Origin of the sequence: Methylobacterium sp. NPDC097929, assembly GCF_049543375.1 — a bacterium.
Taxonomy (GTDB): domain Bacteria; phylum Pseudomonadota; class Alphaproteobacteria; order Rhizobiales; family Beijerinckiaceae; genus Methylobacterium.
Genome location: NZ_JBMVEP010000005.1, coordinates 124,171 through 138,400, shown reverse-complemented (window position 1 = coordinate 138,400; position 14,230 = coordinate 124,171). Strand labels below are relative to the sequence as shown.

Here is a 14,230-nt window from a genome sequence, read left to right as displayed (position 1 = left end):
GCACGATGATCTAGCCTCTTGTTTCGCATCGTCTTTTTCCGAAAGCCGGCGGCCACCTTTCGGGACGATGCTCTAAAGTGCCTCAAGAAACGCCCGGTCACCGACCGTTTCGCCACCGCCCGTGACAGCGCAGCGGGAGTCTTGTGGGAGACAGTCAGGCCGCCAGGGCGGTGAGCACGGCGCTCCCGGTCGGGCTCGCCGCGTAGCGGGTGCGCTGGGTGCGCCCGTCGCGGGCGGTCACGGTCAGCAGGGTTTCCGCCGACAGGCCCTCGACCGCCCGCAGCACCAGGGCGTGCTCGACGCCGAAGATGCGGGCGAAGCTGCGGCTATCCTCGGCGAGCCCGAGATGCAGGCCGGCGAGGATGCCGGCCTCCAGAAGGCTCAATTCCGGCCGGAGCGCCGCGAGCGTGTCGGTCGCGGCCAGGAAGGTCTCGGCGTCGGCGGGAGGCGCGCTCACGCGGCTTTCCCAACGGACGCCGCGCGGGCGCGCACTTGGACCAGCACCGATTTCGAGGTCGGGGTGTCCGAGAACTCGCCGAAGGCCGAGAGCGGCACCAGCACGTTGAGTTCCGGATAGTAGCCGGCGAGCGCGCCGCGCGGCATGTCGAAGGGCACCAGGCGGAAATCCTCCGCCACCCGCTCGACGCCGTCATCGGCGTGGACGCAGACGAGATCGACCCGCTCGCCCGCCCGCGCCTTCAACTCGGCGAGGTCCTCCGGGTTCGCGAACACCACCCGGCGCTCGCCGTAGACGCCGCGGTAGCGGTCGTCGAGGCCGTAGATCGTGGTGTTGTACTGGTCGTGGCTGCGGAAGGTCTGCAGCACGAAGGTGTCGCCCTGCCGGCTCGCGCGCTGGTGCTCGGTGGCGACGGGCAACGGGCCGCTGGAGAAGCCGGCCCGGCCGGTCGCGGTCTCGAACACGCGCTCGGCAGCCAGATTGCGCAGCATGAAGCCGCGCGGCCGGCGCACCCGGGCGTTGAAGCCGGCAAAGCCGGGAATCGTCCGCTCGATGCGGTCGCGGATCAGGTCGTAATCGTCGGCGAGCGCCGCCCAGTCGATTCGCTCCGAACCGAGCGTGGCGGCGGCCATGCCGGCGATGATGCCGATTTCCGAGCGCAGCTCCGGCGAGGCGGGCTTGTTGATGCCGCCCGAACCGTGGACCATGCTCATCGAATCCTCGACGGTCACGATCTGCACCTTGCCCCGACTGTTGCGGTCGATCTCGGTGCGCCCGAGGCAGGGCAGCAGGTAGGCGATCCGCCCCGGCACGAGGTGCGAGTGGTTGAGCTTGGTCGCGATGTGGACGGTGAGTTCGCAGCCGGCGAGGGCCTTCTCCACCAGCCGGGTGTCGGGGGTGGCGCGCACGAAGTTGCCGCCTAGGCCGATGAAAGCCTTGGCCGAGCCGTCGAGCATGGCGCCGATGGCACCGAGTACGTTGTGGCCCGCCTTACGCGGCGCGCTGAGCCCGAACTCGCGATCCAGCGCTTCGAGAAGCGCGACGGGCGGCTTCTCGTTGATGCCGACCGTGCGGTCGCCCTGGACGTTGGAATGGCCGCGAACCGGGCACAAACCGGCGCCGGGCCGGCCGATATGGCCGCGCAGGAGCAGCAGGTTGGTGATCTCGCGGATGGTCGCGACGGAATGGCGGTGCTGGGTCACGCCCATCGCCCAGGTCGCGATGACCTTTTCGGCACCGAGATAGACCTCGGCCGCGGTCTCGATCTGCTCGCGGGTCAGGCCGGACTGGTCGAGGATCGCCTCCCACTCCGTCGCCTCGACCGCCGCGCGGTAATCGGCGAAGGCGCTGGTATGCGCGGCGATGAAGGCGTGGTCGAGGAGCGAAGGCCGCCCCGCGGCGAGGGCCGCCGCGTCTTGGGCGAAGACGACCTTGGCGATGCCGCGGAAGGCGGCCATGTCGCCGCCGGGCTTGGGCTGGTAGTAGTGACTGGCGATCGGGCGGCTGGCGCCGCGCAGCATCTCGACGCTGTTCTGCGGGTCGGCGAAGCGCTCCAGCCCGCGCTCGCGCACGGGGTTGAGCACCACAACCCGGGCGCCGCGCTCGGCCGCCCGGCGCAGGTCGCCCAGCATGCGCGGATGGTTGGTGCCGGGGTTCTGGCCGACGACGAAGATCGCGTCCGCCCGCTCGAAATCTTCGAGCAGCACGGTGCCCTTGCCGATGCCGATGGCCTGGGTAAGGGCGATGCCGCTCGCCTCATGGCACATGTTCGAGCAATCGGGGAAGTTGTTGGTGCCGTAGGCCCGGGCGAAGAGCTGGTAGAGATAGGCCGCCTCGTTGGAGGCGCGGCCGGAGGTGTAGAACTCGGCCTGGTCGGGATGGTCGAGGCCACGCAGCGTTGCGCCGATTTCGGCGAAGGCGTCCTCCCAGGCCACGGCCCGGTAGCTGTCGCTGTCGGCGTCGTAGCGCATCGGATGGGTCAGGCGGCCCTGGCTCTCCAGAGCGTAGTCCGTCCAGCCGCGCAGCTCCGAGACCGTGTGCTTGGCAAAGAAGCGCGGCGGCGTGCGCTTGTCGGTCGCCTCCCAGGAGACCGCCTTCACGCCGTTCTCGCAGAACTCGAACGAGGAGCCGTGAGCCGGATCGCCCCAGGCGCAGCCGGGGCAGTCGAAGCCGTCGGGCTGGTTCGCCGAGAGCAGGGCCCGTGCACCCGAGAGCGGCGCCCGGCTGCCCAGGAGGTGCTTGCCGCAGCTCTTCAGCGCGCCCCAGCCGCCCGCGGCGGAGGAGCGCTTGGTCAAGCCTTCCGAACGGTCCATCCGAGAGCCCGGCTTTCTTCGCGATGTCGAGATGTCGCCGACGATCCGCGCCCGCCGCCCCCGTGGCGGGTGAGCGGTGTCGGATCTCGGCTCCCGTAAATATCATCTCGCGGCTGCGAGGTGATGCGCGGGCGAAAGCGGGGGAGGCATTCGTAAGATGCAGGACAACTTGGTTTAGTTCCAGAAGGTGCCCGTTTCTGGAATGGCTCAAGCCTTGGCGGCACTGTTCATAGGGCTCAAACCGCCGGAATTTTGGTGCATTGCATCAAAGTTCCGGCGTCGGAAGCAAGGTGCTGTTTCAGTTCAATCACCCCGCGCGATCGCCGCTGCGTCCCGGCCCACGACGGCGGCGAGACCGGCCGATCCTTCCGCCTTCACCCGCTGAAGCAGGCCGCGCTTGATCGTGCCGACGAGGCCCGGTCCCTCGTAGACGAGGGCGGAGTAGAGCTGGACGAGGCGCGCGCCGGCCCGGATCTTGGTCCAGGCCGCCTCCGCCGAGTCGATGCCGCCGACGCCGACCAGGGGAATGCGATCGCCGACCCGCAGGAAAGTCTCCGCGAGCAGGCGCGTCGAGGGGCCGAACAGCGGCCGGCCGGACAGGCCCCCGGTCTCCCGGGCGAGACTGGCTTCGGCCAGCGTCGCCGGACGGGCGACCGTGGTGTTCGAGACCACGAGGCCCTGGATGCCGCGGCGCAGGGCCGTGGCGGTCATGGCGTCGAGGCCCTCCAGCGCGATATCGGGGGCGATCTTCAGGAGCACCGCGGCGCGCGAGCCGCTGGCGTCGCGGGCGGCGACGACGCGGGCCAGGAGGTCGTCGAGAAAGGCCTCGCCCTGGAGGTCGCGCAGGCCCGGCGTGTTGGGCGAGGAGACGTTGACGGTGATGAAGGCCACGTGCGGCGCGAGCCGCGCGGTGCAGGCGACGTAATCGGCGAGCCGGTCCTGCGATTCCTTGTTGGCGCCGATGTTGACGCCGACGAGGCCCTCGCGGCCCGCGCGCGCCCTCAGGCGGTCGGCCACCACGTCGAGCCCCTCGCTGTTGAGGCCGAAGCGGTTGATGACCGCTCGGTCGCGAGCCAGCCGGAACACCCGCGGGCGCGGATTGCCGGGCTGCGGCTGCGGCACCACGCCCCCGACTTCCACGAAGCCGAAGCCGAGGCCGAGGAGCGCGTCCGCGACCCGTGCCCCCTTGTCGAAGCCGGCGGCGAGGCCGACCGGGTTGGGGAAGCGTTGCCCGAACGCCTCGACGGCCAGCGCCGGATCGTCGGCCTCGGGCCGGCGCGGCGGCAGCAGGGAGAGGCCGCGGATCGTCAGATCGTGCGCCGTCTCGGCATCGAGCCCGTGCAGCAGCGGCCGGGCGAGAGGAAAGAGGGCTTCGATCATGCCTGGGGTATCCCTTCCGGGAAGACGTGGCGCCCGTCCGCCCCGAGCGGCAGGTCGCTCACCGAGCGCACGGCGCGCACGGGCAGGTCGCCGTAGAGATGGGGAAACAGGGCCCCGCCCCGCGAGGGCTCGAAGCGCAGGGCGTCCCCGAGGGCCTCCACCTCCACCGCGACGAGCAGCAGGTCGTCCTGCCCGGCGAAGTGGCGCGCGGCGGTTTCGGCCGCCTGTTCGGCCGTCGAGAAATGGATGAAGCCGTCGGCGCGGTCGACCGGGGCGCCGGTGAAGCGGCCGAGGCGTTCCGCCTCCTGCCAGAGGCTTCGCGGGCAGATCTTGTAGACGAGGGCCATCCGGTCTCCCTTGCAGTCTCTCCGGGGCAGCTGCGCGAGCGATAGGGCGCGGCTGCCTGCGCGGCAACCATTCGCGCGCGGCAGGAAATTTGCCGGGCGATGCCTTCACCCGGGAGCGCCCGGATGCGACATTGCCCGCCCGGAACGCTTCCGTTTGCGTTCGAGTCGAGCGGGTTCTAGTTTCCTATCACTAGGCCGTATGTCTCAACGGCAGACGCGCCGGGCCGAGGCCGCCATGCTGTCGCACGAGCAGATCTGGACTGCCATCGACCGATTGGCCGAACGTTACGGCTACTCCGCCTCGGGGCTGGCCCGCCGCGCGGGCCTCGACGCCACGAGCTTCAACCGCTCGAAGCGGGTCGGTCCCGACGGGCGCAAGCGCTGGCCCTCCACGGAGTCGATCTCGAAGGTCCTCGCCGCGACGGGGGCCGGCCTCGACGACTTCCTGCGCCTGGTCGATTCGCGCGAGGGGCCGGCGCGCGCGGCAGCGACGGTGCCGCTGATCGGCCTGACCCAGGCCGGATCGGGACGCTTCTTCACCGACGAGGGCATGCCCACCGGCGGCCCGGGCTGGGAGGAGATCGAGTTTCCCGATCTCGGCGAGGAGCGCGCCTTCGCCCTGGAGGTGCAGGGCGATTCGATGATGCCGCTCTACCGCGACGGCGACGTGCTGATCGTCGCGCCGGCCGCCAGCATCCGCAAGGGCGACCGCATCGTCGCCCGGCTCAACAGCGGCGAGGTGCTGGCCAAGGAATTGCGCCGCCGCACGGCGCGCACGGTCGAGCTGGCCTCGCTCAACCCGGAGCACGAGGACCGCACGGTGCCGCTGGCCGAGGTCGCCTGGATGGCCCGGGTGATGTGGGTGCGGCAGTAGCCGCGGGCCTCAGAGGCCCGTCAGCAGGTGGGCCATGTCGAGTGCGACGTGGCCCGAGAGCAGGCTCCAGCCGCAAGCGATCATCGTGGCGATCATCACGAAGGGAATCGGCCGCCGCTCCAGGCGACGCCCCCGCAGGGTGTTGCGCAGGATGATGAAGGGCGCGCCGAAGGCCAGCACCGGCAGGGCGGCGATGGCCGAGACGCCGCCGGCCTCCAGGAGCCGGAAGCTCGCGCGCCGGTTCGTGGCGTATTCGAAGGCGCTCGCCAGCAGCCCCGACAGCGCGAGACCGATGATGAGCGCCTGGATCGATTCGAGGGAAGACGGGCTCACGGTCATGACGCGCTCGGCACTCCTTTTCAGGATACGACGCGCAGTCTGACCGATCGTTTACGACTTGTTAAGAAAGACGTTTCGTTAACGCTAACGCCGCCCACAGGCATGCGGGGCCGGGGCGGCGTGCGCGAGGCTCAGGCGTCTTCTTCGAGGTCGATGTCGAGAATCGCCATGCGGAAGGTGAAGGAATCGTCGCCGTCCTCCTTGTCGTCGGCGAGCACGCCGATCGACTCGTCGCCGATGAAGACCTCGGCGGAATCACCCGTCTTCATCGCCACGACGCGGATGTTGGCGTTGGCGAACTTGCGGCGCAGGTAATCCTGCAGCTTGGCGACTTCAGTCTTGGTCACGCCGTCAACCTTTTTGCGAGGCGCCGCGTGCCGGGACATGCGGTTCCGGCAGCAGCGTAGGTGGGGCTTCGGATGGTGCGGGGCGGCTTGCCACGTCGGGGCAGGGCAGGCAAGCGGCCCGTCCCCTCAAGTCCGCCCCATGTCCTGACCATTTGTTGGGCTGAGGCGCCGGATCCGTGCGTGGAAGGCGGGCCGCGGGACCGCCTCAGATCCCGCCGGCGATGTCGACGAACTCGCTCATCGCCACGAGCTGGTCCATGGAGCGAGCGGGCTCGGCGCAGCCGGCAGCGCCGACGACGCGGGCCGGCACGCCGACGACGGTGGTGTGGGGCGGCACCGGCCGCAGCACCACGGAGCCCGCCGCGACCCGGGCGCAGGCCCCGACCTCGATGTTGCCGAGGATCTTGGCGCCCGCGCCGATCATCACGCCGCGGCGGATCTTCGGATGGCGGTCGCCGCCGTGCTTGCCCGTGCCGCCAAGCGTCACCGCGTGCAGGATGGAGACGTCGTCCTCGATCACCGCGGTCGAGCCCACCACGACGCCGGTGGCGTGATCGAAGAACACGCCGCGCCCGATCCGGGCTGCGGGATGGATATCGGTCTGGAACACCTCCGAGGACCGGCTCTGGAGGTAGAGCGCGAGGTCGCGCCGGCCCTGGCCCCAGTACCAGTGGGCGAGCCGGTGGGCCTGGATCGCGTGGAAGCCCTTGAAGTAGAGCAGCGGCTCCAGCGCCCGGGTGGTCGCGGGGTCGCGGTCCATCACCGCGAGGATGTCGGCGCGCATGCTCTGGCCGATGGAGGCGTCGTCCTGAAGCGCCTCGTGGAAGCCGTGGGCGACGAGTTCCGTCGACAGGGAGGGGTGACCCAGCCGGGTCGCGACCCGGTGGGCGACCGCCGCCTCCAGGGTCGGATGGTTGAGGATGGTGGCGACGAAGAAGGAGGCGAGCTGCGGCTCGTCGCGCACCACCGCTTCCGCCTCGTTGCGCACGCGCGTCCAGAGCGGATCGACGACGCCGGCGATCGCCTCACGCCCGGAGGCCGGGCTGAGCGCAGGACTGGCGGACATGCATTCCTCCTCGACGGATGGGCCGGTTGTCCCTCCGGCCTGACGCCGCGACGCCGGGGGCGTCGCGGACCAATCACGGTGCACCCCCGCGAGCGGACCGGAACGAGACCGGATCCATCGCCGGACGGCGCATAGGGGCATGACGGACATCGTGAAAACGGTCCGGGCGAAGAGTTTCGTCTCCGCCCGCGCCGCGTCAAGCCTTACAGCTTGGGGTGCGTCCGCCCCGCATCAAGAGGGCCTGGCCCGGCCCGTCGGCCTCACGCGGCCGGGCGCGTGCCGCCGTTGTCGTTGCCGCTGAAGCGGTTCTCGATCACGTCGATCAGGCGCGCGGCCATGGTCTCGACGGGCACGCCAGAGGTGTCCACCACCGCCGAGGCGCGGGCGTAGAGCGGCTCGCGGCTGATCAGCACGGCGCGCAGGTCGTCCAGAACCCAGGACGGATCGCCCTTGCCCTCGACATGACCCTGCTCGCGCACCCGCTGCAGATGCTCCTCGGGGCGGGCCTGAAGCCAGATCGTGTAGAAGGACGAGAGCAGCAGATCGTAGGTCAGGGGCTCGGCGACGATGCTGCCGCCGGTGGCGAGCACCATCGGCCCGGGATGCTCGGCGAGCCCGCGCAGGGCCTTCTGCTCCAGGCGCCGGTAGCCCTCCTGGCCGTAGATCGCGAAGATCTCCCGCACCGAAAGGCCGTTCTCGCGCTCGATCTCGGTGTTCAGCTCGACGAAGCGCCAGCCGAGATGGGCCGCGGCCATCCGCCCGAGGGTCGACTTGCCGGCTCCGCGCAGGCCGACCAGGGCCACGCGCCGCCGGATCGCCCGTGCCTCCGCGCCGGCCGAGCCCGCCAGGGCCGCCTTCGCCAGCGCGATCTGGTCGGGCGTCGCCTGATCGAGCAGGTCGCGGATCACCCGCCAGTCCGACGAGGTCTCCTGACTGGACACGAGGTCGTCGAGGCGCATGCCCATCGCGTTGGCGACGCGCCGCAGGAGGATGATCGAGACGTTGCCCTGGCCGCTCTCGAGCTGGGCGATGTAGCGCTCGGACAGGCCGGAGGCCTGGGAGAGCAGCTTGCGCGAGAGACCGCGGACGGTCCGGGCATGGCGAACCCGCCGGCCCAACTCGTTCAGGAAGTTCGCCTCTTGATCGGCCGCGTCGGTCATGGCCTCACTCACTTCTCGTCCCCTTCCGACGCCCGCCTCGATCCACGTGAATGCCTGCGCCCAGGCCGAAGCCGCGCGACCGGCACGATCCCGCCCACCGGACCGAGCCGCCGACTGCAACGCACAGGCTATGGCTCACGCAAGGCATACCGGCGCGATGGAAGGCGCATATCTGGCGACTGACGGGCCGGCGTGCAACCCATCGCCCAAGCGTGGCATCCATGCGAACGCGTCAATGGATAATATATGACATATCGCACCGCAACGTATGGGGCTGCGCTGCGCTGCGAAACATTATTCCTTCACCGTCACTCCCTCGAAGAGATGACGCCCGAGCGGGTCCATCCGGAAGCCGGCGACGCCGCGCCGGGCCGCCATGTGGACCACGGTGTGGGCCAGGGGCACCCAGGGCGAGGCTTCGTGAAAGAGAGTCTGGGCCTCGCGGTAGAGCCGGGTACGGGTGTCCCGGTCGTCGGTGCGGCGTGCCTCCTGCACGGCCGCGTCGTAGCGGGAATCGCACCAGCGGGCGAGGTTGGCCCCGCCCGGGGCCGCCGCCCGGCAGCCGAGCAACACGTTCATGAAGTTGTCGGGGTCGCCGTTGTCGCTGGTCCAGCCGTAGAGCATCATCGTGGGCTCGCCGCCGTAGAGCGCCGCCCGGTACTCGTTCCAGCCGCGGGTCGTCAGCCGCGCGCGGATACCGATTCGGGCAAGATCCGCGCGGATCATGTCCGCGACGCGTCGTCCGTCGGGGTTGTAGGGCCGGCTGACCGGCAGGAACCACAGGTCGGTCTCGAACCCGTCGGGAAAGCCGGCCTCGGCCATGAGGCGTCGGGCGGCCTCGCCGTCGAAGCCGGGCTGGGGCAGCCCACCATGGAAAGCCCAGCTTCCCGGCGGCAGCGGATTGCGCGCGATCGTGCCGGCCGGGCCGTAGACGGCCTCGACGATGGCGCGCCGATCGATGGCGAGGCTGACGGCGCGGCGCACCCGCAGGTCCGTCATCGGCGCCCGGGTGGTGTTGAGCGCGAGGTAGGCGACGTTCAGCTCCTCGGCCGAGAGGAGGGCGAGGGTCGGGTCGGCGCGCACCGCGTCGAGATCGGCCGTGCCGGGAAAGGCCATGACGTGGCACTCGCCGGCCTTCAGCTTGGTGAGGCGCACGGCCGCGTTCGGCGTGATCGAGAAGACGAGGCCTTCGACCGACCCGGTCCCTTCGGCGGCCGGTTCGCGCCAGTATTCGGGAAAGCGGCGGTACTGCACGGCGAGGTCGGGACGGTAATCGACGAAGCGGAAGGGGCCCGTTCCCACGGGCGCGCGGGCGAGCTCGTCCTGCGCGCCGCGAGCCGCGAGCTGCTCGGCATATTCCGCCGACAGGATGCCGCCGAAGGCCTGGGCGAGGTTCGGCAGGAAGGTCGCGTCCGGCTCCTTCAGCCGGAACCGGACCCGGCGCTCGTCCAGCCGCTCGATGCCCTCGATCAGCCCGGGAAGGCCGAGATCGCGGAAATAGGCGAAGGTGCCGCCGACCCGGTGGTAGGGATGTTCCGGCTGCCACTGGCGGCCGAAGCTGAACAGCACGTCGTCGGCGTTGAGCGGCCGGCTCGGCACGAAGCGGGCATTGGCGTGGAAGCGCACACCGGCGCGCAGGGTGAAGTCGTAGGTTCGGCCGCCATCCGAGACCTGCCAGGACTCGGCGAGCGCCGGCCGCAGATCCGTGGTGCCGGGGACGAACTCGACGAGGTTGTTGAACATCTGCCACGTCACGTTCATCGCCGTGGTCGTGGTGACGCGGCCCGGATCGAGGGATTCGGGATTGCCCTCCGAGCAGTAGACCAGGGTGCGCGCCTGTCCCGGCAGCGATCCGGCCGAGAGGACGGAAAGGGCGGCCAACAGCGCGGCGCTCGCGCGGAAGACGGTGCTCGCGCGGAAGAATGGCTTCATCGTGCCTGCGCTCCGGCGGTGGGACGGGGCGCGGCGGGGCGCTCGGCCCCGGCGGGCTCGCGCGCAAAATCCAGCCGCACCAGCGTGCCGCGGCCCGGCTCGCTCTCGACGGTGATGCGCCCCTGCAGCTTGGCCGTCACCAGATTGTGGACGATGTGCATGCCGAGGCCGGTGCTGCCGCGCGAGCGGGCGGTGGTGAAGAACGGATCGAAGATCCGACCGAGATTTTCCCCCGCGATGCCGCCGCCATCGTCGACAACCTCGAGCCGGACGAGGGCGCCGAGGGAGGAGACCCGCACGGTGATGGTGCCGGGCCGCTCAGCCCCGGAGAAGCCGTGCACCACCGCATTGGTGATGAGATTCGTGACGACCTGGGCGAGCACGCCGGGATAGGTGTCCACGACGATGTCGGGCGGGCAGTCCCGCCGAATCCGGTGGCCGCCCTTGCGCAGCATGGGCTGGAGGCTCGCCAGCAATTCGTCGAGCCAGACGCCGAGGTCGAAGCTGCGGCGCTCGTCGCTGGCCCGGTCGACGGCCACCTGCTTGAAGCCGTGGACGAGGTCGGCGGCCCGGGTCAGGTTGGCGCAGAGCAGGTTCGTGCCCTCGCCGACTCGATCGATGAAGTGGGTCAGGCGCGAGCGCGACAGGGTGCCGGCCGCGACCACCGACTGGAACGTCCGGGTCTCGTCGCGCACCAGCGTCGCCGTGGTGAGCGCGATGCCGAGCGGCGTGTTGATCTCGTGGGCGACGCCGGCCACGAGCTGCCCCAGCGAGGCGAGTTTTTCCGCCCGGATCAGGTCGTCCTGCGCCCGGTGCAGGTCCTGCAGGGCATGGTCCGCCTGATCCTTTGCCCGCCGCAGCGCCCGCTCGCGCCGTCCGATCTCGGTGACGAAGAAGTTCGTCGCCCGGGCGATGTCGCCGAGTTCGTCGGTGCGCTGCGTGCCCGAGAGTCCCGCCGCCTTCGGGTCGGCGGCGAGCGCGATCATGTCGCCCTGGAGCTGGCGCAGCGGCACGAGGATCGAGCGCGCCACCGCCAGCGCCGCCAAGGCCCCCAGCAGCAGGCCGACGGCCGCCCCCGCGAGGAGGAGCTGCCCCAGAAAGGCGCCGAACCGGTCCGCATCCTCGACCGCGTCGTCGTTGAGGGCGCGGGCGGCCTCGCTCGTGCTCGCGGCGAGACCGTCCATCTCCGCGATCATCGCGTTCTGGCGCTTGAGCCCGCTGATGGTGGTGGCCAGCCGCTCGCGCCAGCCGTCGATGGCCTCGACCATGTCGGCCTGGATCAGCGGCGAGATCGGCAGGGCGCGGGCGCTCGCCGCGAGGCGTTCGCCCTCGCCGATCAGGGCCGAGACCGCCTCGACGTCGCGGCGCATCAGGGCGTCGGCGCTGCGCTGGCCGAGTTTGAGCGTCGTGATGCCGATGTTCTGTGCGGCCTGCTCCGTCGCGCTCGCCTCGATGGAGTAGGCGAGAAGTTGGGCGACCTCGTCGTCCAGGGTGCGCTGCTCGGACGACACGATCTTGAGAAGGCGCTCGCTCCATTCCGTCAGCCGCTCGAGGGGCGCCGCACTCGTCTGCGGGGCGGCGGCCAGAGCCGCGATCCCCGCCTCGATCTCGGCGGCCTCCGCCTCGCGGGAGGTGGTGCGCAGGGCGGCCGCGAGATCGCTCCCGGCATGGACCAGGCGGGTCCGCTCGGCGCGCACGGCATCGGCGGCGGCGTCAGCGGCCCGTGCTTGCGCCCGTTCGAGGCGACCGGCCGCCGTCAGAAGGGCGTTGAAGCCCATGACCACGTCGCGGGTTGCGCGCAGCCGGTTCACCTTTCCCTTGAGGGTCCAGGCAAGATCGACGTTGGAGGCCTGCTGGCGCTGGCGCGCCTGCTCGGCGAGATCGGTCAGCCGGGTGGCGCGCCGCCCCATCTCGGCGATGAGCGCGTCGTTCTCGCGGGTGACGGCCACGAAATCCCGCATCCGTGCCACGGAGCGGTCGAGCGAGGCCCGGGCGGAGGCGGCCCGCTCGGCCTGACCCCGGGTGCGTGCTTGGCCGCGCAGGGTGTCGAGGCCTCGTCCGGCCCGGTCGGTCAGGTCGGAGAACTGCCGCTCGTAGGCCGCGCGCGCGTCCGGGCGGGCGGCGTAGTCGTCGCGCACCATCCGCGCCAGGGTGAGGTCGTGATAGACCCGTGCGGCGAGCAGGGCGCCGGACCGGGCGCGCTCCCCTTGAGCGAGCAGGAACCAGCCCGCCGCGGCGATGGCCGCAGCGACGAGGATCGGGACTCCGCCGACCAGGGCAATCTTCCGCCCGACCCGCATCCTCGCCCCGCAGCGGGCTCCCTCGGGAGCATCCTTCGATGAGACGGGATCGTTGCCGGAAAAGCGCCGCGGGACAAGGCTTTTGCGCGCGACTCGCGCAGCTTCGGCATCCTTGCCGGGCGGGACGCGTCAGGTTCGCGCCAGGGCGGAGGGGCGCCGCTTGCGCACCGGCGTCGCGCGGCCCCCCGCCGCGACGCCGAAGCGCTCCTCCGCGCTGGGCGGCGTGGCCGGGCGGGGCTGGCCCGTGCGTCCGCCCTTCTGGCGCCCGTGCAGCACCTCGCGCAGGGCGGCGAGCGCCTCCGGCCGGGAATCCAGCAGATCCTTGGAGAAATGCGGCATGTCGGCCTCCCTCAGGGCTGCGTGAGAGCGATCACCCGCACGCGCCGGCCGTCGGCGGCGCAGCCGGCGAGGCGGGTGGGCCACGGGGACGGGGCGCAGGCGGCCGGGTTCGTCGCGGTCGGAGCGGGCTTCGTCGCCCGCGCTGGCGGATCGTTCCAGGCCACGGCAGCGGGGGTGGGACCGGAGGAGGCATCGGCCGCGGCCAGACCGGCGACGAGGCCCGCGGACAGCACCGCGCTCGCGGCGAACATCGACACCAATCCTTGCATGACATCCCCCTCCGGCTTCCGCCGCCTTCGTTGAGACGGCTTGTAGAGGCGGGTCGTATCCGGCGTTTTGCGTCGCCGGTGACAGGATCAGGGGATGACGGGGGCTTTGTTGCGTGGCCCGCGCCGAGGACGAAACAATCGCTCGCTCCGGCCCGGCGTCTCCCGAGAAAAGCCCGGTCGCGGACGCCCTCTCGTCGACGGCGCCGCGAGCGTTTCGCGCGGTCTCAATCCCCGTCGGGCCGGAAGATGTAACCGAGGCCGCGTACGGTGCGGATGTAGCGGGGATGGGCCGGATCGGGCTCCACCTTCTTGCGGATCCGGTTGATCCGCACGTCGATCGCCCGGTCGAACGCGTCCGGGTCGCGGGCATCGGCGAGGTCGAGCAGCCGCTCCCGCGACAGCGCCCGCTTCGGATGGTCGGCGAAGGCCTTGAGGAGGTCGAATTCCGAGCGCGTCAGCGGCTGCTCCACGCCCGCATCGTCGCGCAGGCGCAGGGCGTCGAGTTCGAGCCACTTCGTGCCGAACCGAACCTTTCGCGAGGGCGTCTCGGGTTTCGCAGCCGGCGGGGCTGCCGGCTCGACCTGCACCCGGCGCAGCACCGAGCGCACCCGGGCCACGAGTTCGCGCAGCTCGCAGGGCTTGGGCAGGTAGTCGTCCGCGCCGAGTTCGAGCCCCACCACCCGGTCGATCGGGCTCGCGGTGGCGGTCAGCATGATGATCGGGATGCGGCTGCGGGCCTTCAGGTCCCGCACGATGGAGAGACCGTCCTCTTCCGGCATGTTGAGATCAAGCACGATCAGGTCGGGCGTGCGCCCCTCCAGATGCGTCCGCAGCGCCCGCCCGCCCTCGCACAGCGTCACGTCGAAGCCGTGCAGGCGCAGGTAGTCGCCGACCATGGCGCGGGCATCCGCCTCGTCGTCCACGACGGCAATGTGGGGACCCGAGCCAGTCATCACGCGGATCTTTCCCGGACCGATGACACTGCGCGCCTGCTCACTCCAAGCTTCTCCCGAATCGAAGCGACGTCCGAACTCTTTCATCGCGACCATGCCCGATCCTTTCCCACTTGGCGACGCTGACGGACACGCGATCAACGGCTCTCCTGCGC

14 protein-coding genes are annotated in these 14,230 nt (G+C 70.9%); 1 reads left to right on the top strand and 13 read right to left on the bottom strand.

Annotation, left to right across the window (positions count from 1 at the left end):
* Positions 1–154: 154 nt before the first annotated feature.
* The 4 genes from ACPCJR_RS14720 to ACPCJR_RS14705 all read right to left on the bottom strand — a co-directional run bounded on the left by ACPCJR_RS14720 (position 155) and on the right by ACPCJR_RS14705 (position 4,496).
* Positions 155–457 (bottom strand): hypothetical protein, encoded by a 303-nt coding sequence (locus ACPCJR_RS14720; protein WP_391513971.1) that lies wholly within the window; start codon positions 455–457, stop codon positions 155–157.
* Entirely contained in the window at positions 454–2,769 is a 2,316-nt protein-coding gene (locus ACPCJR_RS14715) for an FdhF/YdeP family oxidoreductase (protein WP_391513973.1), read from the bottom strand. Before ACPCJR_RS14715 ends, ACPCJR_RS14720 begins: the two co-directional genes overlap by 4 nt.
* 303 nt (positions 2,770–3,072) lie before the next feature.
* Positions 3,073–4,149, bottom strand: a complete 1,077-nt coding sequence (locus ACPCJR_RS14710; protein WP_391513975.1) for a quinone-dependent dihydroorotate dehydrogenase — start codon at positions 4,147–4,149, stop codon at positions 3,073–3,075.
* On the bottom strand, positions 4,146–4,496 hold the full coding sequence (locus tag ACPCJR_RS14705; protein ID WP_391513977.1) for a DUF952 domain-containing protein: 351 nt from the start codon (positions 4,494–4,496) through the stop codon (positions 4,146–4,148). The genes ACPCJR_RS14710 and ACPCJR_RS14705 overlap by 4 nt, the downstream gene beginning before the upstream one ends.
* Before the next feature lie 235 nt (positions 4,497–4,731).
* On the opposite strand from ACPCJR_RS14705, the gene ACPCJR_RS14700 reads away from it, so the two are divergent.
* A complete protein-coding gene (locus tag ACPCJR_RS14700; RefSeq protein ID WP_391513979.1) occupies positions 4,732–5,370 on the top strand; it encodes a S24 family peptidase in 639 nt (212 codons plus the stop codon).
* Between the two features lie 9 nt (positions 5,371–5,379).
* On the opposite strand, the gene ACPCJR_RS14695 is transcribed toward ACPCJR_RS14700, so the two are convergent.
* From ACPCJR_RS14695 to ACPCJR_RS14655, 9 genes are all read right to left on the bottom strand, one after another.
* Positions 5,380–5,709 carry a DUF6949 family protein gene (locus tag ACPCJR_RS14695; protein WP_110353407.1) on the bottom strand — a complete coding sequence of 110 codons (330 nt, stop codon included), beginning with the start codon at positions 5,707–5,709 and terminating at the stop codon, positions 5,380–5,382.
* A 131-nt stretch (positions 5,710–5,840) separates the two neighbouring features.
* Positions 5,841–6,056, bottom strand: coding sequence for a DUF3126 family protein (locus ACPCJR_RS14690; RefSeq protein WP_017485459.1), 216 nt, complete (start codon positions 6,054–6,056; stop codon positions 5,841–5,843).
* Positions 6,057–6,261: 205 nt separating this feature from the next.
* A complete protein-coding gene (gene cysE, locus ACPCJR_RS14685) occupies positions 6,262–7,122 on the bottom strand; it encodes a serine O-acetyltransferase (RefSeq protein WP_110353408.1) in 861 nt (286 codons plus the stop codon).
* 260 nt (positions 7,123–7,382) lie between these two features.
* A complete protein-coding gene (locus tag ACPCJR_RS14680) occupies positions 7,383–8,282 on the bottom strand; it encodes a helix-turn-helix transcriptional regulator (protein ID WP_391513980.1) in 900 nt (299 codons plus the stop codon).
* 294 nt (positions 8,283–8,576) lie between these two features.
* Positions 8,577–10,214 carry an ABC transporter substrate-binding protein gene (locus ACPCJR_RS14675; protein WP_391513982.1) on the bottom strand — a complete coding sequence of 546 codons (1,638 nt, stop codon included), beginning with the start codon at positions 10,212–10,214 and terminating at the stop codon, positions 8,577–8,579.
* Positions 10,211–12,514, bottom strand: coding sequence for a sensor histidine kinase (locus ACPCJR_RS14670; protein ID WP_391513984.1), 2,304 nt, complete (start codon positions 12,512–12,514; stop codon positions 10,211–10,213). The genes ACPCJR_RS14675 and ACPCJR_RS14670 overlap by 4 nt, the downstream gene beginning before the upstream one ends.
* Before the next feature lie 129 nt (positions 12,515–12,643).
* Positions 12,644–12,853, bottom strand: coding sequence for a hypothetical protein (locus ACPCJR_RS14665; protein ID WP_391513986.1), 210 nt, complete (start codon positions 12,851–12,853; stop codon positions 12,644–12,646).
* Between the two features lie 11 nt (positions 12,854–12,864).
* A complete protein-coding gene (locus ACPCJR_RS14660) occupies positions 12,865–13,104 on the bottom strand; it encodes a hypothetical protein (RefSeq protein ID WP_391513988.1) in 240 nt (79 codons plus the stop codon).
* 242 nt (positions 13,105–13,346) lie between these two features.
* Complete coding sequence (locus ACPCJR_RS14655) at positions 13,347–14,075, bottom strand: response regulator (RefSeq protein WP_391513990.1); 729 nt, start codon at positions 14,073–14,075, stop codon at positions 13,347–13,349.
* Between the last annotated feature and the right edge of the window lie 155 nt (positions 14,076–14,230).